The organism is Longimicrobium sp., from assembly GCF_036554565.1.
GTDB lineage: Bacteria > Gemmatimonadota > Gemmatimonadetes > Longimicrobiales > Longimicrobiaceae > Longimicrobium.
Window position 1 is genome coordinate 1 of sequence record NZ_DATBNB010000034.1, and the last position, 2,101, is coordinate 2,101.

At 71.9% G+C, this 2,101-nt stretch carries 3 protein-coding genes; all 3 read right to left on the bottom strand.

All coding sequences use genetic code 11. The annotated features are described in order from the left end of the window. Positions 1 to 888 (bottom strand): 50S ribosomal protein L11 methyltransferase (locus VIB55_RS01010; RefSeq protein WP_331874797.1); only part of this gene is annotated, 888 nt, incomplete at its 3' end. Continuing rightward, positions 881 to 1,756, bottom strand: coding sequence for a hypothetical protein (locus VIB55_RS01015; protein ID WP_331874798.1), 876 nt, complete (start codon positions 1,754 to 1,756; stop codon positions 881 to 883). The genes VIB55_RS01010 and VIB55_RS01015, both read right to left, overlap by 8 nt. 119 nt (positions 1,757 to 1,875) lie before the next feature. Next, entirely contained in the window at positions 1,876 to 2,022 is a 147-nt protein-coding gene (locus VIB55_RS01020) for a hypothetical protein (protein WP_331874799.1), read from the bottom strand. Positions 2,023 to 2,101: the final 79 nt, after the last annotated feature.

A 2,101-nucleotide genomic window follows, 5' to 3' on the forward strand; every position in this document is an offset into this window, starting at 1 on the left:
GTCCGTGGCGGACTGGATGCGCGTATCCCACAGCCAGACGTACTCGTCCCCAACCAGCCGCGCCTGCAGGTCCACCGTCACCCGGTCGCCCTCCGCCAGCTGCACGGCGCGCGGCCACGGAAAGAACGCGGTGCTGTAGACGGTATCGGGCCCGTGCGGACCGCTCGTGTAGCCGACGTTTTCCGCCACCTCGGCATCGAACCACATGGCGAAGCCGTGCGCCGTGCCTGTGTGCGACGCGCGCCATTCCAGCGGCCCGCGGACGTTCGGATCGGTGATCTTTGGATAGTCGAGCACCGCCCAGGTGGCGGCCTCCGACAGCAGCTGCTCGGGGCGCACTTTGGCCCGGACCCAGGAGTTCACGGCGGCACGGCGGGCGATGCCGAAGTCGAAGCCGCGCGCCGCCTCGTCCCATGGCCCCACGAGTTCGCCGTGGCGCTCGTCCGCCGTCACCACGGCGCCGCGCAGGGTGTCGCGCCGGGGGATCAGCGCGCCGCCAGCCGCCATCAGCCGCACGCGCGCGTCCACGATGGAGGGGATGTGCTGCCCGAAGAGGGGAAGCGCGCCCCGCAGGTCGGATACGACCACATCGGCGCGCTCGGGAAGGGACAGGCGCGTGGAAAGGCCCTGGATGAACTCGATGCGGTCGCCCATGCCGTTGGCGTGGGCGATCTCGCGCGCGGTATGCACCACGTCCGCCGGCTCGATGGCGTACACCTTTCGCGCCCCCAGGCGGCAGGCCAGCAGGGCCATCATCCCAGCCCCCGTGCCGATGTCCAGCACCACCGAGCCGGGGCGCACGGCCTGCTCCAGGGCGGCGGCGTAGGCATCCATCCGCACGCGGTCGGCCATCATGTCGCCGTAGCCCAGCAGGCTGTAATCAGCCATGGACCGACTCCGTCCGCGCGGTGAAATCGGCCTCGATGGCCGCAGCCAGCTCGCCCGCGCGGCGCGGGTCGGCGTGCGGCGTTACGCGGACGACGGGTACGGAGCGGGCCACCTTCGCCAGCACGGAAAGCTCGCGCGCCTGCGCCTGCGGATCCGGGAACCAGCCCATGTAGGCGTTCGCCACCAGCTCCAGCAGGCCGTCGATGGCGGAAACCGGGGCGAAGCGGGGGGCGTTCTCCGTCTCCCGGCCGGTAAGCACGTACACGGCACGGAGGCGAAGGGGGGCGGCGTGGAAGGCGTCGTCCAGGGCCAGGTAGCGCTTCTCCCAGTTGGGCGAAAGGGGCGGCAGGTCGGCGCCCTCGCCGTACAGGGCGGGGAGCACGTCGGGCCACAGGCGCAGGTGGGGATAGGCGGGCTGCACGTGCACGCCGTCGGCACGGTCCAGCAGCGGGACCACGTCGTCGGAGAGCAGTGCGCGGCCGCGGCCCGCGAAGGCGGCGGCGGTGGTGGACTTTCCCGATTGCGGCGGCCCGCACACCGCGGCCGCGCCGCCGGGGAGGGCCACGGCGCTGGCGTGGAGCGACGGAATGCCGCGCAGCCGCAGCACCAGGCCGCAGATGGAGCCCATCAGGTACGTGGCCGCGTCTTCCAGCGTCAGCCCGGCGGGCCAGGTGCAGGCCACCCGCGTGCCCCGCGCGTCCACCCGGAACTCGATCCCGTCCGCGTAGCGCAGCCGGTACGCGCCACCGTCCGCGGTGCGGAGCACGACCAGCGAGGGGCCGTCGTCGCCCGACTCGCGCGGCGACACGTAGCAGGGCTCTTCGGGCGCGGTGGAAAAGGCGTGCACGGGAACGTGCCCCAGCCACATGCAAAGGTCGGCGGGGGCATCGGAAGATGGCTCTGGATGAAGGCCGGGGAGCGGGCGGTCGGTTTCGACGTGCAGCCCGTAGAGGCGAAACCGCAAGGGCGGGCGCGTGGGGCCGCCCGTCAGGTCATCGTCTGCGACGAATTGGCCGGGTCGTTCATGTTCTGCGTAAGGCTCGTGAGGGTCAGCTCACGCATGTCGCCGAACACGGTCAGCGCGGGGCGGCGGTACGGACGCCGCGGCGCGTTGGAAGAAGAGGAGTGGGACATTCTGCTCCGTTCGGTTCGGTGCCTCAGGTCATGAGCGACGCGGTGTTCCCCGGGTCGTTCTTGTTGCTGGTGCGGCTGG

Coding starts and splice junctions, on each gene's coding strand:
- VIB55_RS01015 (WP_331874798.1), bottom strand. CDS start 1,756: ATGTGGCTGGGGCACGTTCCCGTGCACGCCTTTTCCACCGCGCCCGAA.
- VIB55_RS01020 (WP_331874799.1), bottom strand. CDS start 2,022: ATGTCCCACTCCTCTTCTTCCAACGCGCCGCGGCGTCCGTACCGCCGC.